This window comes from Mucilaginibacter flavus, from assembly GCF_030409315.1.
GTDB lineage: Bacteria > Bacteroidota > Bacteroidia > Sphingobacteriales > Sphingobacteriaceae > Mucilaginibacter > Mucilaginibacter flavus.
This window is the reverse complement of record NZ_JAUFPS010000042.1, coordinates 24174-40928: the sequence shown is the minus strand read 5'-3', so window position 1 is coordinate 40928 and position 16755 is coordinate 24174. Positions and strand designations below refer to the sequence as shown.

Sequence of the window (16755 nt, the reverse complement as noted above, 5' to 3'; positions counted from 1 at the left end):
TATGGCAAAGACCCCGGCAAAACAAAATACACAACCCGGCATCGAGGCCAGTATGGACCCGGCTCCGGAATATATTAAAAGCAGCTATGCCGGTTCCGGCAAGCTACTCAACAAAGTGGCGCTTATTACCGGGGGCGATTCCGGTATCGGACGCGCCGTTAGTGTACACTTTGCCCGTGAAGGTGCGGATGTAGCCATTGTGTATTTGAATGAAGATATCGATGCTAAAGAAACCAAACGCCTGATCGAAACAGAAGGCCGGAAATGCTTGTTGCTGAAAGGCGATGTCAAAAAAGCGACATTTTGTAAAAAAGCAGTAGCAGCAACGGTAGATAAACTGGGCAAACTGAATATCCTGGTGAATAATGCCGGGATGCAACTACCGCAGAAAGACCCAAAGTCGATCGATGAAAAGCAACTGGAGGATACATTCCGCACGAATATCTTCGCTTATTTCCATTTTGCCAACGAGGCGCTGGAACACTTGCACGAAGGCGATAGTATCATTAATACGACCTCGGTTACCGCTTACCGCTCGTCGCCCAACCTGATCGATTATTCTTCGACCAAGGGCGCAATCACAAGTTTTACTCGTTCGCTGGCGACCAATCTGACGGAAAAGAAAATAAGGGTCAACGCGGTTGCGCCCGGCCCGGTCTGGACACCGCTGATCGTTTCGACCTTTGATAAAGAAAAGATCAAATCTTTCGGCAGCGAAACCGCTATGAAACGTGCCGGCCAGCCTTCGGAACTCGGCCCGGCCTATGTTTTCCTGGCTTCGGATGACGCATCATTCATTACCGGCCAGGTCATCCATGTCAACGGCGGGGAGGTCGTCAACGGTTAAAGCATACGCCGATAAAAAATTAATCTTACAGAATCAATAACATCATCAACAAATATGAAAACCATCGTATTTATCCACGGCATGTTCCAAAACCCCAAAAGCTGGGAAAAGTGGATAGCTTATTTTGAAGCCAAAGGCTACAATTGTATCGCACCGGCCTGGCCGCTGCATGAAGGCGAACCCGCCGATCTGCGCAATAACCCGCCGGCCGGTTTGGGTGACCTACACCTGCAGACCATTGTCGACCACATGGAGCGCGTCATCACCGCGTTGCCGGAAAAACCAATCGTCATCGGTCATTCCGTTGGCGGTTTGATCACGCAACTCTTAACCGCGAAAGGCTTGGTCGAAATGGGCGTGCCCATCAGTTCCGTGGCACCCAATGCCATGTTGGCTTTTGACTGGGGCTTCATGAAGAACAGCGCGCTGATCTCCAATCCACTTAAAGGCAATGAGCCATTTATGATGGACTTGGAAAGTTTCCATGGCTCGTTCTGCAATACCATGAGTGAGGCAGCAACTGAAGCCGCCTATAAGGAAACCGCTACCCATGACAGCCGCAACGTATTGCGTGATTGCATGGGCGAAGCTGGTCAGATCGATCTTGACCTGCCGCACGCGCCGCTGTTATTCATCGGCGGGGTAGAGGACCAGATCATCCCTTACGAATTGAATGAGCGCAATGCCGAAGCTTATACCGATGAGGTCAGCATCGTTGACTTCAAATTCTTTGACAACCGCGCCCACTGGATCTGCGGCCAGGACGGCTGGCAGGAAGTTGCTGACTATATCAGCGAATGGCTGACCGCCCACGCAGAACAGCTATATCATACCGAACAGGAAAACAATTAATCAAAAAAGTCATGGCTAAATATTCAGAAAAAGCCCAGGACAAGGTCCACAAGGCTTTACACGAAGAAAAAGAAGGCACGCTCAAAAGCGGCAGCGGTAAGAAAGTAACCAGCAAGAAACAGGCGATCGCTATCGGCTTATCCGAAGCCCGGAAAGACGGCGCTAAAGTCCCTAAAAAGAAAGATTAAAAAATATAAGCAGCAATCATTAATACAGACTCCATGAGTGAAGACCATAAAATTACCCGGCGGCAGGTTGTCGCCGGTTTAGGCGCCACCCTGGCAGCAGCAGCTGTTGCTCCAGCTTTCGGTGCAACTACTAATCCAACAACAAATGCCGACGGCCCTGCCAAGATCAGCGACCCGACCAAACTCTATCCCAAACCGCCTTACAAAAGCCAGCCGCAACCCTGGCCGGGTTTGCAAAGCAAAATGGACCCCGTACCGGATTGCGGAGAAACCAGCTATAAAGGCTCCGGCAGGCTGATGGGCCGTAAAGCCCTCATCACCGGCGGTGATTCCGGCATGGGCAGGGCAGCCGCCATTGCCTACGCCCGCGAAGGCGCGGATGTCGCCATTAACTATTACCCGAGCGAAGAACAGGACGCGCAGGAAGTGGTCGCCCTGATCCAAAAGGCCGGAAGAAAAGCCGTAGCCATTCCCGGTGACCTGCGCAGTGAGGATTTCTGTAAGTCATTAGTGGAAAAAGCCGTGACGGCTTTGGGTGGTTTAGACATCATTGTCAATAACGCCGGCCGTCAGCAATCGATCAATTCCATTGCCGACGTTACCACCGAGGAATTCGATGCCACCATGAAAACCAATATTTACGCGCCCTTCTGGATCATCAAAGCCGCCCTGCCGCACCTACCCGCCGGTTCCGCCATCATCGGCACGACGTCCGAACAGGCTTACGACCCATCGCCCGACTTGTATGCCTATGCGCAGACCAAGGCCGCGACCATGAACTATGTTAAATCGCTGGCCAAACAGTTAGGCCCGAAAGGCATCCGCGTCAACGGCGTCGCACCCGGGCCGGTCTGGACCGCTCTGCAGATCAGCGGCGGCGCGCAGCCCGAGAAACAGCAAATGTTCGGCAGCTGGACCATGCTGGGCAGGCCCGGCCAGCCCGCAGAGTTGGCCTCTATTTATGTACAATTAGCAGCGGCTGATGCCAGCTTTGCCACCGGGCAGATCTATGGTTCATCAGGCGGAGTGGGCATGCCATAATATGAAATCATGAAAAAAATATTCATCTCAATCCTGTGTCTCGGCGGCCTGGCTGCCCAGGCACAGATCCCGCAGCCCGATCCCGATACGACTGCCAAACATTTCCTGACCGTCGCTAGTATTAAAAATTTACAGGAGGTCAGTGCCGGACAACTCGCAGCCCAAAAGGCCATGGGTTCTGACGTAAAAATGTTCGGTCAGATGATGGTCAAAGATCATAATGATGCGGAAGCCAAATTGCTGGCTTTGGCTAAAAGCCAAAATGTGAATTTACCGCCTGCGGCGACCGGTGGGATACAAACCGACCTCATGCTGCAAAACGCGGGCAGTAATTTTGATAAATTATATGTTCATGGTGTGCTCAGCGGTCACCGGAACACCGTCGAAGTCTTTGAAAACTACGCCACTACCGGTAAAAACCCGGTCGTGAAAGCTTTCGCCCAAGCGATGCTGCCTACGCTGAAACACCACTTGATGGAGATCGAAGCCATCGACGAAAAACTTAAATGAACACAAGCAGCCCGTTTCGGCGGGCTGCAAATTTAATCTTTCAGTTTGATCCAGGCCGGCGCATGATCGCTGGAATGTTCCCAGCCCCGAACTTCTTTGTCGACACCATCACCGCCTAACCGGTTCATCAATGGCTCATTTAATAAAAAGTGATCCAGCCGCAGCCCCGCGTTCCTACGATAAGCATTCCGCAAATAATCCCAGAATGTATAGATGGGTTCATCCGGATGCAAATGACGGATCGCGTCTGTCCAGCCCGACTTGATCAATGCCCGCCACAGCTTGCGCGCCTCCGGTCTGAATAAAGCATTGTTCACATATTTCTCCGGCTTATAAGTGTCCAGTTCCGTTGGCATAATATTATAATCACCGATCAATGCCACCGGCAAACCAAAGCTTAACAACTTATCCGCATGGGCGTGCAGCCGTTTGATCCAGCGCAACTTGTACTCAAATTTTGGCCCCGGAAAAGGATTGCCGTTCGGCAGATACAAACAGCTGATCACCACGCCATTGATAAACGCTTCGATATAGCGACTGTGCAGATCTTCATCCTCGCCCTCCAAACCGCGACGGGTTTCCTGGATCTCGCCGTAACGCGACAGGATCGCCACCCCGTTCCAGCTTTTCTGACCCTGCCAGATCGCATGATAACCCGCGTCCAGCAAAGTACGTTCAGGAAACTTGTGATCCTCGCACTTCAGCTCCTGCAAACACACCACGTCCGGCCTGGCTTCCGCCAGCCAGCGCAGCAGGTTTTCAATACGGGCATTGATGCCATTAATATTATAGGTGGCGATCTTCACCCTACGATAACACCGCTTATTCTTTGTAGTTTTCGATGGTTTCGCTCGAACGCATTTTCGCCCGGTTCAGATCACCACCGCATCCCGGAAAGCGCGGCGCTGGCGCAGCAGGTCCCAATATAGTCAAATTTGGCTCTCAGTAATTCCTCGATGATCGTGTAACCCAATGTCTTGCTGTTCTCCTGGAACAGGATCGACATCACCTGGCACCAGACGATCGTGCCGTTTTTCTACCGGAGACAGGTCTTCAGGCTAAAGGAAGGCATGGCTTTTTGCCATAACTTTTCCTTGAGGAAGCGCCAGTCCTTATGGCATTCTTCCGGTGCAAAGTCTAAAATCGTGGCACCGATGACCCCTTTTTTGGATCCAAAACCCAGCAGGGCCACCATCGCCGGGTTGACCTGGATGATCTTCAGGTCGGGCGTGATGATCTTGTTATCAAGCCTGGAGGCCTCAAAGATGGTCTTAAAACGCGACTCACTTTCATGGTAACGCGGATCAGCCGAAAGAATGGCGTCCCGGTATTCGTCAGATTTCAGTCTTTGATTTTCTGCGGTCAGTGCTGCTATCCTGCGTTTTAAGTGGGGACATCTTCCATGAGGTGAGGTTTATCCATCTTAAAGCCGGAAATTGGAAGAAAGCGGATTTTTAAAAAAGGAAAATATTCCCGAATTGTTTGGAATAAAAATGCGTTTGATCCGCCATTCCTCCTTTCGATAGCACAGCGCTGGATATTATTATGGCCAGGTCGCTGAAACAGGCAGACACTTTTGTGCTTCAGGTAACCAAGCGCAAGCTTAGGGTCAATTTACTCTGTATGAGGAATATACCCTCAGTTATTAATGTATACTTAGATCGCGGGCGGAATTTAATCGCAAAAACGCAGTAGCCAAGCTTGGGCGGCACAGCAATTGTTTTGAAAGAAATATGAACCCAAACACCAAGTGCACAATGGCAGAACTTTACCCCTACCAGGAGCGGGACCTTAATCTTTTATTCACCAAACTGGCATCAGCTGACGCCAAACAGCGGTTGCTTTACCAATTGCCGACCGGTGGCGGCAAGACCCGTATCTTTTCCGAGATCGCCGGGCGTTATATCCGTCAATACGATAAAAATGTTATCGTACTGACGCACCGCGTGGAGCTCTGCAGTCAAACTTCAGCGGCCTTGAAATCGCTGGGCATACGCAATAAAGTGATCAACAGCCAGGTTAAAAAGCTCAGTCGCCGGGACAATTACCGCTGCCTGGTGGCCATGGTGGAAACTTTAAAGAACCGCATCAAAGAAGGATTGATCGATACGAGTACGATCGGGCTGGTCATCATTGACGAGGCCCACCACAATTCGTTCCAGAAACTGCTGGGTAAATTTGAGCAGGCCACCGTGATCGGTGTCACGGCAACGCCCTTCAGTTCTGATGTTAACCTGCCGATGCGCAAGCATTACCAGGAACTTATTGTTGGCGAGAGCATCCAAAACCTCATCGCGCAGGGTTTCCTGGCCAAACCCACCAACTGGCGGTATGACGTGGAATTGAACACGCTGCAAACCGGCATTAACGGTGATTTTACGGTAGCGACCTCCGATGCGCTGTATACCTCGCCGGCCATGCTGGAATTGCTGTTACACGCCTACGAGGCTCACGCCAAGAACAAGAAAACACTGATCTTCAATAACGGCATCTTCACTTCAAAAGCCGTGCTGGAAATGCTCGTCAGTGCCGGTTACCCGGCCAGGCACCTGGATAACCACACGCCGCCGGCGGAACGCGCAGCGATCCTGAAATGGTTTAAAAAGACCAGGTCGGCCATCCTGACCTCGGTATCCATTTTAACGACCGGTTTTGATGAACCTACGGTCCAGGCCGTGATCCTCAACCGGGCCACCACCTCACTGACGCTTTACCACCAAATGATCGGCCGGGCCGCACGGCGCCTGCCGCAGAAAAAGACCTTTACCATCATCGACCTGGGCAATAATACCGACCGTTTCGGGGAATGGCACGTCCCCATCGACTGGCAGCAAGTCTTCGAGCAGCCGGAAGCTTACTACGAGGCCCTGCATCATAAAAGCGAATATGAAGCGCATCAATTGCCGGCCGACTTCAGGGCGAAATTCCCGAACACCCTGCAGCTCTCCTTCGATATTCAGCAGGCCCACCAGGAAGCCGTGGCAAAACAGCTCAAATCCAAGATCGTGATCAGGGATGCCATTCGTCAACACGCGCTGATGTGTGCGGACAACAGCGAACACCTGACCGAAGCCCTGGCGCTGACCGGTTTATTGGAAAAGGAGATCGCCTGGCGGGTAAAACAATATGCCAAGTGCCTGGGACGGGTCACCAAAAACTACACCGAGTGGTTAACAGAAGATTATAAAGCGCGGTTACGAACGCTGATCACCAAGATCATGAACCGCCGTGCGCTCCACTTGCGGTCGGCCTGACCTTAGTGAGTGCTGTCAAATTCAGAAGATCGGATAGCGCTGCGCCAGCTGGTTTCGGAAATCCGCTGCGGACGACCGAAACAAGACCAGCCGATCGTTATATTTCAAGGACAGGTAAAGTTCACCTGCTTCCAAATGTGCCTCCCAGCAAGCCAGCGCCTGGCGTGCACTGGTCCGGTGCTGGAAATGAACGGATCCCGAGGTCGGACCGTTAAGGGTAAAACTCGCGATGAATTTTTCACCGTCTACGGGTTGCTCCAGTAATTTGCTGACCGTTTCTTTAATTTCAAGGTCCAGGTCGGTATAGGTTATTGCGCTCATTCCGGTAGAAATCGAAGTCTTCCTTGGATTTACGAGGATATGGGTAGTTCAGATGCTGAAACGACCGTTTTTTTTGAATCAGGTGCTTTCCAAAAGGTCCAGGGCGGCCTCGTTCCCCTGCTGCGCTGCCAGGTCAAAAACGGATAGGCCGCGGCTGTCTACCAGGGTTTTGTCCGCGCCATGTTTTAACAGGATTTTAAGCAGCTCGTTCCGGCCGAACATCGCCGCGAACATCAGTGCCGTACCGCCATTGCCATGCTGCAGATCGGTATCGGCGCAATGGTCCAGCAAGAGTTCCGCGATGGCCGGGTAGCCTTTAAAGCTAACCCCCATGAGTGCCGTATTCCCGCCATGATCGGCTGCGTCGACATCGGCGCCCGAATTCAGCAAAAGTTCAGCGGCAGCGAAATGGTTGTTATAACAGGCGATGATAAGTGGGGTATAGCCCTTTTCATCCCGGGCATTGACGTCGGCCCCGGCGGCGAGCAATCGCTTTAAGGTCTCCAGGTCTCCGGCACGCGCCGCATTGATCAATTGTAATGTTGTATCCATATCGTTGATTTAAGGAAGCCCGTGCCTGGGCACAGGCTTCCGGTAAATGATTAAGCCGGGATCAGGCGTGGTTTTTCACGCTCCCAGAAACGGTGTTGCGCGATCATCTTCGCAAACAAGCCCGCGAACTTAGCGCCACCGTCGCCGACCAGCAGGCCTTCGGCCAGTACGGTGTCTTCTTTATCATCAGGCGGCAGCTTTTTACTGAAATAAGTGGCTTCCAGGACCTGCAGGGCATCCTCCTGCGCCGCGATCGGTTTGCAGTGCTTGAACGCCTCATTCAGGAAATGGATCGCATTGGCTTCGGCTTCCAGCGTAGCGACCGCATTAGTGCCGCCAGCTACATATACCGCATCGAACAGCACCGAGGCAGCGGTCAGAAAACTCTGGTCCACCTCGATCTGCTCATCGTTGGCCGCGGTCAGGAACCCTCCACGCGGCGCAATGATCTCGACCACCGCGCCTTCAGCTGTCAGTTTCTCTTTAACGGTCGTAATAGACGCGGCATCCGCCCCATCGGCGGCCAGTATCGCCACTTTACGGCTTTTGATGGTGTCTTTGACCGTACCGGCCATGCTCAGTGCTTCAGATCTGGCTAAAGACCCTTCCACCTGGACCGATTGATAGTCTGCCGGGTTACCGTCGGCCGGAATACTTTGATTGGTCGGCAGGTCGGTAGGCAGATGTAAGCCTAAGCCATAAGCTACCTGAGTAGCCAGCCCTTTATCGATCTGCGCCAAAATGCCCAGCATACGTTCTCTGATCGCCACCGTTTTTACTTTGCCTAATTCAAACGTCAAAGCATCCACGATATGGTTCTTTTCCGGCTCGGACTGGCTGTTAAAGAACAGGCGTGCCTGGCTAAAGTGATCAAAGAAGCTCTTGTTACGCAGGCGCTCCTTGCGGGCCTCGATACGCTCGCGGTAACTGACAAAACCACCGGCGGCTTCTTTAACCTGCTGCGGGTCATTATTACCCAGCGAGTTCGGACTGTAGCTGGTTTTGCCCTTATTGATGGTCTGGCGCATAAAGCCGTCGCGCTGGTTATTATATACCGGCACGATCGGACGGTTGATCGGGATCTCCTGGAAGTTCGGCCCGCCCAAACGGGTCAGCTGGGTATCCGTATAAGAGAACAACCTGCCTTGTAACAGCGGGTCATTACTGAAATCGATCCCGGGCACGATATGGCCCAGGTGGAAGGCGATCTGTTCGGTTTCCGCAAAGAAATTATCCGGGTTACGGTTCAGGGTCAATTTACCGACACGCTGCACCGGCACCAGTTCTTCCGGTACCAGTTTCGTCGGGTCGAGCAGATCAAACTCATATTTAAATTCGTCTTCCTCGGGGATGATCTGCAAGCCCAGTTCCCATTCCGGGAAAGCGCCGCTTTCAATGCCATCCCAAAGGTCACGGCGGTGAAAATCCGGGTCTTTACCCGATATATTCTGCGCCTCGTCCCAGGCGACGGCATGTACGCCCAGCAAAGGCTTCCAGTGAAATTTGACAAAGCTGGCTTTGCCTTCGGCGTTGATCAAACGGAAAGTATGTACGCCGAAACCTTCCATCATGCGGTAGCTGCGCGGCAAAGCGCGGTCACTCATCGCCCACATCACCATATGTGCCGATTCCGGCATCAGGGAAATAAAATCCCAGAAGGTATCGTGTGCGGAAGCGGCCTGCGGGATCTCATTGTCCGGCTCGGGCTTAAGCGCATGGATCAGGTCGGGGAACTTGATCGCGTCCTGGATAAAAAATACCGGCATATTATTGCCGACCAAATCAAAATTACCTTCGGTGGTATAAAAGCGCACCGCAAAACCGCGCACGTCGCGCGCCAGGTCAGAAGAACCCCGCGAGCCCGCCACTGTAGAGAAACGTACAAAAACAGGGGTTTCAGCCTCCGTATCATTCAGAAAACCGGCTTTGGTATATTCGGCCAGGGGTTTGTAAACTTTGAATACACCATGCGCACCTGAACCGCGCGCATGCACCACCCGTTCCGGTATGCGCTCGTGGTCAAAATGCGTGATCTTTTCGCGCAGGATAAAATCTTCCAGCAAAGTAGGGCCGCGGTCACCCGCCTTTAATGAATTTTGGTCATCATTGATCGGCAGGCCGGTATTGGTATTCAGGTTCTCACCTGCACCGTCAGCGGTATGCGCTGCCAGTTGCGTGGTCTTGTCATTTTCGGGTTGCGGTGCCAGTTGTTTGTCAATGGCGCCCTCCGTACCCATTTTGGGTGATGGTTTCTTATTGCTCATCTGCTGCTTTATAATTGATATCACTTTCGGCCACTTCGGTCAGTTGCTGATCGGCCGCTTTTTCTTCGGTCAGGGTTTGGTAAAGCAGCTCAGCTACTTCATCCAGTCCTAAAGTTTTGGCTAACTGGGTTAAACCACCATAAGTGGCAATTTCGTAATGCTCCACTTTTTGCGAAGCGAGAATAATACCCACGTCGCGGGTTGCCGTCCCGGGTTCAGTACTTTCCACGATGCCTTCACCTTCTTTGGCCAGGCCTTCCATGGCGTCGCATTTCTGTGCCTGCACTTTTTCGCCCAGTAGGCCGAATACCTGCTCCAGCCGGCTTACATGGGTTTTAGTTTCTTCCAAATGGCTTTCGATGGCAGCTACCAAAGTCTTGGAAGTCGCGGCCTTTTGCATTTTCGGCAGGCTCTTCACCAAATGGTTTTCCGCCCAGTAAATATCCTTGATCCCATCGGTAAATAATTCCAGTAAGGCGGGCTCCGCCTTCGGTGATGTTTTAGTGCTGAATTGAGGTTCCCCTGTTTCTTTTTTCATAAGCTAGTTGTGGATGTTGATAGTAGGGTGGGATCGGCTGTAACGAAAGTATGGGCTCAGGTAGATAAACCCGCGGGAACCGTAATTGTTCCGATTTAAAAAGCTATTTCTACGCGGCGCGTTTAAATAAACCGTATTTTTACCAACGAACTAGGTTCACCGGATCATCAAGATAAGTATTTGGCCCGTCGTCGCTCACCTGCTTATAAACCCCTACAACATGGAAGATTCGTCAGCATCCGGACCCCAGGGTTCTTTAACCGCACAACAAATACAGCATTTCTTTGTCCTCCATCTCGATCGGGTTTATTGTGTCAAAGCCCATTTGCAGGAACGGCTACCGGAGATCAGCAATTATTCCGGGTTCATAGACCTTACTAAGGCGATCAGCGAAACGCAAATCGTTATCGACAAGCAGGTCGTCCGAATGGACGAGATCTACGGTCTGCTGGGCTTAACACCCCAGCTGGACAATTGCCAGGCTATGATCGGATTGATCGAAGATGCCTTCAGCGCGATCTACCTGGAAGATGAGGATAGGCAAATGCGTGATCTTTCGATCCTGTTGTACCTGCAGAACATTGAAAGCCTGGAAAGTACTTCCTTCAGATTGCTGAACCTGGCAGCCCCCTTGCTGGCAAGAGAAAAAATTCAGCAATTGCTCCTCAAAAATTTTAATGAAGCCCGGGAAGACCTGGCGATGCTGCAGCTGATCACCCGGCAATATTTTACACCGGATTCCCGCCCTATATCATGAACTCATTCTAATGCTACGGCTGCTCAAGATCTCCGCCAATTCGATCTTGAGAAAGTTCATTTCGACCTGGGAACCCAACACCTCATCGCCTTCCACATAATCCATCAGCAGCTGTCTGGCGAGCCGCTTCAGCTCAGCCTGGCGTGCGCTCAGGCAAACCAGGTCATTGGGATCGGCGAATCCGCTGATTTTGACGATTCGGCATACTTCGATCATTAAATGGAGCGATACTTGCAGGTCAGCCAGCGCATACTGCAGCAATTCTTGTTTTGCGTTTTCAGGGCTCATATTAAGGTGCCGGCAAGTTATACTTTTTACGAACAGTTGTCATCAATAAAGTGCGAACCGGCGGTCTTTGGCGCATCTTTGATATCGCATGATATTGTTTTCGCCTAACACAACCCATTCGATCCGGGCTTGACAACCTAAAACTTATCCGGCATATGCCTGTTCAATCACTATAACAACACGTATGAACCATTTCGCCCAGGTCAACCAGTTCCTGAAGGATTCTTCTTTTTTCTATACCATTGCGATCGGCATGGACAGCACCTATACTTACGTCAGTAAGAACTATGACCGTAATTTTGAATTTACCAACGGCACCTTGCTGGGCCGGCATTTCAGTGTCACCCTGCACCCGGAGGATGTCGCGATCTGCGCGCAGGTCGGCGGCCAGTGCTTCAGCGCACCCGGCGAGTTGTTTTCGGCAACCCTGCGCAAGCACGACGGGAGCGGCGGATATGTGACCACGCAATGGGAAATGCAGGCCCTGTTCGACCAGCAAGGGCAGCCCGAAGGTATCTTTTGTATCGGCTATAACATCACCGAATTTGTCGATACCCAAAGCCGTCTGGCCTCGGCGAACAACCAGCTTAGCGATATCGGCTTTATGCAATCGCACCTCGTGCGCAAACCCCTGGCCAATATCATTGGCCTGAGCAAACTCATCAGCGAAGAACTGAAAGACGAAAAGACCGGCCAGCTTTGCGCGATGCTCCTCGAAAGCGCGGATGAGTTGGACCAGGTGGTCAGGGATATCTCGGATAAAACCGACGAATAGGAACTGCCGCTATGAATTCGTGTAAGTTCGTTTAATACTGACCCGCCCAGTCGTCACCATCCTGCGGTGTGCGGAACAAAGTATAGACCAGCCAGCAGAGCACTGCCGCACCTAGCACTTGCTTGGGCATTGCTGCCAGCCGGTGTTCGGTCAGATAGCCGGTCAGTTCCCAAATAATGGCGATCATGACTAAGGCGATCATCAGCGCCTGCCTGACGAGTGTTTTATTCTTCATAGATCTTCAGATTTTTTTGGCGGAACACTTCGCGGGTGACCAGTTTACAGTTGGCGGCCAGTTCCTCCAGGCGGCAGCACTTCGTCCTGACTTTAGCCGGCAGCGCCCCGTCCGTTTCCATCAGATCGATGTGCAACAGGCCTAAGTCATTTAATGGCTCCTTTCCCTGCAAACTGTCGAACAGGGTATTGGCTGCCAGCCGGTCATCGCCGATGCCGAATTCCCCGAACACCTCGAAACCCGCCTGCGTTTTCAAACTGAGCAATAAAGCAAAGCGATCTTCCATAACTTCCAATTTAAGTAGTAAATAAAAGGGCTCTGCAAGCAGAACCCTTTTAATCAAACTAAAACACTTTAAAAATTACTTGATCTCGATCTGGCGGCGTACCATTTTAGCTTCCTCGCGTTTAGCGATATCGATCTTCAATACGCCGTCGGTATAGCTCGCCTCAATATTTTCGGCATTGGCGCTTTCGGGCAGCGTAAAAGAACGCACCCAGGAAGCATAGCTGTACTCGCGTTTACTATAGTTCTTTTGCTCCTCGCTGTTTTCCGCACGCTGCTCAACCGAAATGTTCAGCACGTTGCGGTCCAGGTTCAGCTTGAAATCCTCTTTTTTCAGGCCCGGCGCGGCCAGTTCCACATGGAAGTGATCTTCAGTTTCGCTGATGTTGGCCGCAGGCACCCGGCTGGTCAGGCGGTCATTGAAGAAAGTGTCGTTGAAGATGGAATCGAATACGTCATTAAAGCCTGGCATTAATGAACCGTTGTTACGTTTGTCGGAATTGAATTTAACCAGTGTCATAGGTCTGTCCTCCTTAAATAAATAATGATTAAAACTTATAATTAATTAAACTGAACATCGTATTTCAACTACTGTGCCAGGGCTGGAAACAGGAACAACAACTGAAAAATTTTCAGTTTGAATGAAAAAATTTCAGTTGCTGAATGACAGTTTTTCAAGTATTTGCCCTGATCTGGTGGACAGCGTAGACAAAAAGGCGGCAAAAAAAAACGGAGCAGCCCCTTCACGATAACATGTCCCGCACAAACAATGTGGCCGGCGACCTGTTAGCACCAGCAATGGATTTCAGTGGTTTTGTTAAAGTGAAAGGCGCGCGCGAGCATAACCTGAAAAATGTGAGTTTAGATATCCCGCGGGATGCCCTGGTGGTTTTCACCGGGATCTCCGGTTCGGGGAAATCTTCTTTGGCCTTTGGCACGCTATATGCCGAGGCACAACGGCGTTACCTCGAATCGGTTTCGCCTTATGCCCGCCGGCTGTTCAACCAAATGGCTATTCCCGAGGTCGATGAGATCGAAGGCTTGCCGCCGGCTGTGGCTTTACAACAGCAGCGTGGCGGCTCGTCCACCCGTTCGTCAGTTGGCAGCGTAACTACCTTATCCAACCTTTTGCGGATGCTTTATTCCCGCGCGGGAGATTACCCGGCGGGACAAGGGATCATATCCGCGGAGTCATTTTCACCCAATACGCCCGAAGGTGCCTGCACGGAATGCCATGGTTTAGGGCGGGTTTATGAAGTGACCGAAAAAACGATGGTGCCGGATGATACGCTCACGATCAGGGAAAAAGCGATTGCTGCCTGGCCCTCCGCCTGGCAGGGACAGAACCAGCGGGACATCCTGACCACCCTGGGTATCGATATCGATACGCCTTGGAAGGATATGTCCCGGAAAGATAAAGACTGGATCTTATTTACCGAAGAGCAGCCAGTGGTACCGGTTTACTCCGGTTACAGTCATTCGGAGATCAAGCGCTTCATTCAAAACAAGCGCCAGCCGGATTATATGGGCACTTTCACGGGAGCCCGGCGTTATGTGCGCCATACTTTTGCCCATACGCAAAGCGCGCTGATGAAAAAGCGGGTCTCGCAATATATGCTGAGCAGTGAATGCCCGTTATGCCATGGGAAAAGGTTAAGACAGGAATCACTATCGATCAAATTCGCAGGCTATGATATTGCCGAACTTTCGCGGCTGGCGCTAAATAAACTGGCGTTGATCTTCGCGCCTTATGCGACTGGTGAAGCCCCCGCGTTAAAAAAAATAGCTACGGCGCACCCGGAAAAAGTAGTCGTGGCGCAGCGAATAGCCGAAGATTTTTTAGCACGCTTACAAGTGATGCTGGACCTGGGGTTGGGGTACCTGACCATTGAGCGCAGTACGCCAACTTTGTCGCCGGGTGAGCTGCAACGCTTGCGCTTAGCTACCCAGGTCCGTTCCAATTTATTTGGGGTGGTTTATGTGCTGGATGAACCCTCAGCGGGTTTACATCCCGCAGACACCGAAGCATTACTACGGGCGCTGGACAAACTGAAAGCTTCGGGCAATTCGCTCTTTGTAGTGGAGCATGAGATCGATGTGATCCGCCATGCCGACTGGATCGTCGACGTGGGGCCGGCAGCGGGCGAAAACGGCGGGTATATCCTATACAGCGGTTTACCGGAAGGGCTACGTGAAGTCAAAGCTTCGGTTACCCGGCATTATATTTATGAGGACGCACCTAAAACGATCAGCGATCCGCGGGTGCCAAAAGCCTGGCTGAAGCTGGAAGGCGTTACCCGCAACAATCTGGTAAACTTAGCCGCCGCTTTTCCACTGGGTGTACTGACCAGCGTGACCGGTGTTTCCGGCTCGGGCAAAAGCAGTTTGGTCAGCCAGGTGTTAGTCGAACTGGTAGCAGAACATTTAGGCCTGCAGGTGGATATTTCCGGCGATACCGAAGCCGACCCGCTGGAACAAACCGAAGTGCAGACCCTGGGGGGACGTATCAGCGCCGGCATGTCTGATATTAAACGCCTGGTGGTGGTCGATCAAAAACCTATTGGCCGCACACCGCGCTCGAACCTGGCCACTTATACTGGCCTATTTGATCATGTGCGCAAATTATTTGCCGCGACGCCGATGGCCCGGTCGCGAAAATATGATGCCGGACGTTTTTCCTTTAACGTAGCAAAAGGCCGCTGCCCGCATTGCGAGGGTGAAGGGATGGTGATGGTGGAGTTGCTTTTCCTGCCCAGCGTATATACACCATGCCCGACCTGCGGCGGCACACGCTATAACCCCAAAACCCTGGAAGTAACTTATAAAAACAAGAACATTGCCGAAGTACTGGGACTGACGGTGGATGAAGCAGCGAATTTTTTTGATGAGGAGCCGGCGATCAGCCGGGCATTGGAAGTGGTACGGGAAGTGGGTTTGGGTTACCTGCGTTTAGGCCAGCCTGCCACCGAGCTTTCGGGCGGGGAAGCCCAGCGCATCAAACTGGCGACGGAATTACAGCGGGCACAGCACGGGCAAACGTTATATGTGCTGGATGAACCGACCACCGGCCTGCATCCCTCGGATGTGGAGCGGCTGATGCTGCAACTCAACCGCTTGGTAGATGCCGGGAACACCGTCATCCTGGTGGAACACGATATGCACGTTATTGCAGCAAGCGATTGGGTGATCGATATTGGTCCCGGTGCCGGTGAGGATGGCGGTAGGATCGTAGCCGCCGGGACACCTAAGGAAATAACCAAAGTTACAGCCAGCCGGACGGCACCTTATTTAGTGCCCTATCTGTAGATCCTTAGGTTAGCTTTACGTTTTGGCTTCCTGGTACTCAAGCAGACCGTTGACCAGTTTTTGCCATTGACCGCCTGACAGACCGACCCTGGCCATCAGGGCGATCGCGGTATTGCGTATCTGATCATGCAGATCGACATTTTCGTTATTAGGTGTTTCGTTCCGCCCGTGGGCACCGGCGCTGACCACCAGGCCGTCCCGTCGCACGATAAAGGTGCTGGTCGACACGTCGGTATAAAAATGCGCGGTTTCCGCAGTTACCCTACGCGGGTCCGCTGAAGGACGGACGGTCATTAGCACATATTCCGCAGCCGTATGCGCGCCGCCTTCAGATGCCAGCTTTTCCACCTGCACCCATTCGAGGCCGCTGCCGGCATCCGGCCCTGGCCCCGGCAGGTCGATACTGATAAAGAAGCCTTCTTCGGCCATCACGTCCAGTTCTTCGCCCGCGTTATTGCTTAACGTAAATTTGGCCGAACCTGCCCCGGCATACACGTGCCAGTTGTTCACCGACAGCATCCTTCCGGCCGCTGCCTGGAAGGTCTTATGCGCTGTTGCCAGCGTATCGTATTTTTGTTGGTGTGTAAAATCGGTTTGCCGCCCCGTGTGTTGTTCGGGCAATAGTTCTGGCGCTGTTTTCATACAGATGCAACGTCAAATGACCCGGCTTGTTTGCCGCCGGACCTAGTCCTTTTCCCGATAAAAAAAATTAAATGAAACATTGTCTACCCCCGCAGGTTGT

General features: G+C 52.0%; 20 protein-coding genes. 9 read left to right on the top strand and 11 right to left on the bottom strand.

All coding sequences use genetic code 11. The features are described from left to right. Position 1: 1 nt before the first annotated feature. From QWZ17_RS21410 to QWZ17_RS21390, 5 genes are read left to right on the top strand one after another with little or no spacing between them, the layout of a single operon-like run. Positions 2–847 carry an SDR family oxidoreductase gene (locus QWZ17_RS21410; RefSeq protein ID WP_290307357.1) on the top strand — a complete coding sequence of 282 codons (846 nt, stop codon included), beginning with the start codon at positions 2–4 and terminating at the stop codon, positions 845–847. Positions 848–901: 54 nt separating this feature from the next. Continuing rightward, complete coding sequence (locus tag QWZ17_RS21405) at positions 902–1699, top strand: alpha/beta hydrolase (RefSeq protein ID WP_290307356.1); 798 nt, start codon at positions 902–904, stop codon at positions 1697–1699. An 11-nt stretch (positions 1700–1710) separates the two neighbouring features. Then, a complete protein-coding gene (locus QWZ17_RS21400) occupies positions 1711–1887 on the top strand; it encodes a DUF6496 domain-containing protein (RefSeq protein WP_290307355.1) in 177 nt (58 codons plus the stop codon). 33 nt (positions 1888–1920) lie between these two features. After that, complete coding sequence (locus tag QWZ17_RS21395; protein WP_290307354.1) at positions 1921–2928, top strand: SDR family oxidoreductase; 1008 nt, start codon at positions 1921–1923, stop codon at positions 2926–2928. Between the two features lie 9 nt (positions 2929–2937). Beyond that, positions 2938–3438: a DUF4142 domain-containing protein gene (locus tag QWZ17_RS21390; protein WP_290307353.1), complete on the top strand. Its 501-nt coding sequence runs from the start codon at positions 2938–2940 to the stop codon at positions 3436–3438. Positions 3439–3470: 32 nt separating this feature from the next. Here QWZ17_RS21390 and xth read toward each other — a convergent pair whose 3' ends face one another. Together xth and QWZ17_RS29690 are read right to left on the bottom strand one after the other, a co-directional pair. Further along, on the bottom strand, positions 3471–4244 hold the full coding sequence (xth, locus tag QWZ17_RS21385) for an exodeoxyribonuclease III (protein ID WP_290307352.1): 774 nt from the start codon (positions 4242–4244) through the stop codon (positions 3471–3473). A gap of 230 nt (positions 4245–4474) precedes the next feature. Then, positions 4475–4672: a PAS domain-containing protein gene (locus QWZ17_RS29690; RefSeq protein ID WP_353959527.1), complete on the bottom strand. Its 198-nt coding sequence runs from the start codon at positions 4670–4672 to the stop codon at positions 4475–4477. Positions 4673–5195: 523 nt separating this feature from the next. Between QWZ17_RS29690 and QWZ17_RS21375 the strand changes: the two genes are divergently transcribed. After that, entirely contained in the window at positions 5196–6692 is a 1497-nt protein-coding gene (locus tag QWZ17_RS21375; RefSeq protein WP_290307350.1) for a DEAD/DEAH box helicase, read from the top strand. A gap of 21 nt (positions 6693–6713) precedes the next feature. Here QWZ17_RS21375 and QWZ17_RS21370 read toward each other — a convergent pair whose 3' ends face one another. The 4 genes from QWZ17_RS21370 to QWZ17_RS21355 all read right to left on the bottom strand — a co-directional run bounded on the left by QWZ17_RS21370 (position 6714) and on the right by QWZ17_RS21355 (position 10367). Beyond that, complete coding sequence (locus tag QWZ17_RS21370) at positions 6714–7013, bottom strand: hypothetical protein (protein ID WP_290307349.1); 300 nt, start codon at positions 7011–7013, stop codon at positions 6714–6716. Positions 7014–7091: 78 nt separating this feature from the next. Next, positions 7092–7565, bottom strand: coding sequence for an ankyrin repeat domain-containing protein (locus QWZ17_RS21365; protein WP_290307348.1), 474 nt, complete (start codon positions 7563–7565; stop codon positions 7092–7094). A gap of 50 nt (positions 7566–7615) precedes the next feature. Then, positions 7616–9829 (bottom strand): catalase, encoded by a 2214-nt coding sequence (locus tag QWZ17_RS21360; RefSeq protein WP_290307347.1) that lies wholly within the window; start codon positions 9827–9829, stop codon positions 7616–7618. After that, positions 9819–10367, bottom strand: a complete 549-nt coding sequence (locus QWZ17_RS21355) for a YciE/YciF ferroxidase family protein (protein WP_290307346.1) — start codon at positions 10365–10367, stop codon at positions 9819–9821. The genes QWZ17_RS21360 and QWZ17_RS21355 overlap by 11 nt, the downstream gene beginning before the upstream one ends. Positions 10368–10587: 220 nt before the next feature. Here QWZ17_RS21355 and QWZ17_RS21350 point away from each other — a divergent pair, with 220 nt between their 5' ends. Beyond that, complete coding sequence (locus QWZ17_RS21350; protein WP_290307345.1) at positions 10588–11124, top strand: DUF892 family protein; 537 nt, start codon at positions 10588–10590, stop codon at positions 11122–11124. On the opposite strand, the gene QWZ17_RS21345 is transcribed toward QWZ17_RS21350, so the two are convergent. Next, entirely contained in the window at positions 11119–11412 is a 294-nt protein-coding gene (locus QWZ17_RS21345; protein ID WP_290307344.1) for a hypothetical protein, read from the bottom strand. The genes QWZ17_RS21350 and QWZ17_RS21345 overlap by 6 nt on opposite strands. A 184-nt stretch (positions 11413–11596) precedes the next feature. Here QWZ17_RS21345 and QWZ17_RS21340 point away from each other — a divergent pair, with 184 nt between their 5' ends. Further along, positions 11597–12187 (top strand): PAS domain-containing protein, encoded by a 591-nt coding sequence (locus tag QWZ17_RS21340; RefSeq protein WP_290307343.1) that lies wholly within the window; start codon positions 11597–11599, stop codon positions 12185–12187. Positions 12188–12218: 31 nt separating this feature from the next. Here the strand turns inward: QWZ17_RS21340 and QWZ17_RS21335 are convergent, their stop codons facing one another. From QWZ17_RS21335 to QWZ17_RS21325, 3 genes are all read right to left on the bottom strand, one after another. Continuing rightward, the gene (locus QWZ17_RS21335; protein ID WP_290307342.1) at positions 12219–12422 is read right to left on the bottom strand and encodes a hypothetical protein; all 204 of its coding nucleotides are present in this window, start codon (positions 12420–12422) and stop codon (positions 12219–12221) included. Then, positions 12412–12708, bottom strand: a complete 297-nt coding sequence (locus QWZ17_RS21330) for a hypothetical protein (RefSeq protein WP_290307341.1) — start codon at positions 12706–12708, stop codon at positions 12412–12414. Before QWZ17_RS21330 ends, QWZ17_RS21335 begins: the two co-directional genes overlap by 11 nt. A gap of 75 nt (positions 12709–12783) precedes the next feature. Then, positions 12784–13227, bottom strand: coding sequence for an Hsp20/alpha crystallin family protein (locus QWZ17_RS21325; RefSeq protein ID WP_290307340.1), 444 nt, complete (start codon positions 13225–13227; stop codon positions 12784–12786). A 233-nt stretch (positions 13228–13460) separates the two neighbouring features. Between QWZ17_RS21325 and uvrA the strand changes: the two genes are divergently transcribed. Continuing rightward, entirely contained in the window at positions 13461–16013 is a 2553-nt protein-coding gene (gene uvrA, locus QWZ17_RS21320) for an excinuclease ABC subunit UvrA (RefSeq protein ID WP_290307339.1), read from the top strand. A gap of 15 nt (positions 16014–16028) precedes the next feature. Here the strand turns inward: uvrA and QWZ17_RS21315 are convergent, their stop codons facing one another. Next, a complete protein-coding gene (locus QWZ17_RS21315; RefSeq protein ID WP_290307338.1) occupies positions 16029–16655 on the bottom strand; it encodes a hypothetical protein in 627 nt (208 codons plus the stop codon). Between the last annotated feature and the right edge of the window lie 100 nt (positions 16656–16755).

Bases quoted from the DNA above. Each gene is read 5' to 3' on its own strand.
- QWZ17_RS21410 (WP_290307357.1), top strand. From the start codon at position 2: ATGGCAAAGACCCCGGCAAAACAAAATACACAACCCGGCATCGAGGCC.
- QWZ17_RS21405 (WP_290307356.1), top strand. From the start codon at position 902: ATGAAAACCATCGTATTTATCCACGGCATGTTCCAAAACCCCAAAAGC.
- QWZ17_RS21400 (WP_290307355.1), top strand. From the start codon at position 1,711: ATGGCTAAATATTCAGAAAAAGCCCAGGACAAGGTCCACAAGGCTTTA.
- QWZ17_RS21395 (WP_290307354.1), top strand. From the start codon at position 1,921: ATGAGTGAAGACCATAAAATTACCCGGCGGCAGGTTGTCGCCGGTTTA.
- QWZ17_RS21390 (WP_290307353.1), top strand. From the start codon at position 2,938: ATGAAAAAAATATTCATCTCAATCCTGTGTCTCGGCGGCCTGGCTGCC.
- QWZ17_RS21375 (WP_290307350.1), top strand. From the start codon at position 5,196: ATGGCAGAACTTTACCCCTACCAGGAGCGGGACCTTAATCTTTTATTC.
- QWZ17_RS21370 (WP_290307349.1), bottom strand. From the start codon at position 7,013: ATGAGCGCAATAACCTATACCGACCTGGACCTTGAAATTAAAGAAACG.
- QWZ17_RS21365 (WP_290307348.1), bottom strand. From the start codon at position 7,565: ATGGATACAACATTACAATTGATCAATGCGGCGCGTGCCGGAGACCTG.
- QWZ17_RS21360 (WP_290307347.1), bottom strand. From the start codon at position 9,829: ATGAGCAATAAGAAACCATCACCCAAAATGGGTACGGAGGGCGCCATT.
- QWZ17_RS21355 (WP_290307346.1), bottom strand. From the start codon at position 10,367: ATGAAAAAAGAAACAGGGGAACCTCAATTCAGCACTAAAACATCACCG.
- QWZ17_RS21350 (WP_290307345.1), top strand. From the start codon at position 10,588: ATGGAAGATTCGTCAGCATCCGGACCCCAGGGTTCTTTAACCGCACAA.
- QWZ17_RS21345 (WP_290307344.1), bottom strand. From the start codon at position 11,412: ATGAGCCCTGAAAACGCAAAACAAGAATTGCTGCAGTATGCGCTGGCT.
- QWZ17_RS21340 (WP_290307343.1), top strand. From the start codon at position 11,597: ATGAACCATTTCGCCCAGGTCAACCAGTTCCTGAAGGATTCTTCTTTT.
- QWZ17_RS21335 (WP_290307342.1), bottom strand. From the start codon at position 12,422: ATGAAGAATAAAACACTCGTCAGGCAGGCGCTGATGATCGCCTTAGTC.
- QWZ17_RS21330 (WP_290307341.1), bottom strand. From the start codon at position 12,708: ATGGAAGATCGCTTTGCTTTATTGCTCAGTTTGAAAACGCAGGCGGGT.
- QWZ17_RS21325 (WP_290307340.1), bottom strand. From the start codon at position 13,227: ATGACACTGGTTAAATTCAATTCCGACAAACGTAACAACGGTTCATTA.
- uvrA (WP_290307339.1), top strand. From the start codon at position 13,461: ATGTCCCGCACAAACAATGTGGCCGGCGACCTGTTAGCACCAGCAATG.
- QWZ17_RS21315 (WP_290307338.1), bottom strand. From the start codon at position 16,655: ATGAAAACAGCGCCAGAACTATTGCCCGAACAACACACGGGGCGGCAA.